1 pseudogene is annotated in these 546 nt (G+C 49.8%); it reads right to left on the bottom strand.

Going from position 1 to position 546, the window contains the following annotated elements:
- Window positions 1-546: pseudogene (locus R8N47_RS27720) on the bottom strand (EAL domain-containing protein); the annotation flags it as partial.

The raw sequence follows: 546 nt of genomic DNA, 5'->3' as shown, positions 1-546 counted from the left end.
GGAATCCCGTTTCACGAAGGATGGCTTTGAGCTTGTTGATGAAGCGCGACTGTTGCAATTGAAGTGCTGATACATTGACTGCAATTTTGCCAAATTGAACGCCTCTCGCCAGCCAGTCAGTCCCTTGTAAACAGGCGTCTTTGAGTACCCATTCGCCGATGCTTTGAATCAAGCCCGTCTTCTCTGCGATAGGAATAAAATCCGCAGGTGGCACTAAGCCAAATTCAGGGTGTTCCCAACGCACCAAGGCTTCCACACCAATAATTGCGTTTTGCGCGAGGTTGTATTGCGGCTGATACACCAAATGCAGTTGTTCTTTTTCTATTGCTTCATGCAGCGCAGATTGAATACGGACGTGCGATACCGATTTGTCAGTTAAATCCGGAGAGTAGAACGCGTAGCCGTTGCGGCCATTTTTCTTCGCCAGATACATTGCGGTGTCGGCGTTTGTTTAGCAGCGTTTCCCTGTCTTGACCGTCATTCGGGTAGAGTGCGATACCGATGCTGGTGGCGGTCCGCAGCGAATCGTGATTTGCCAGATCGAAC

The organism is Vibrio sp. 2132-1 (assembly GCF_033344315.1).
This window is presented reverse-complemented; position numbering and strand designations above follow the sequence as displayed.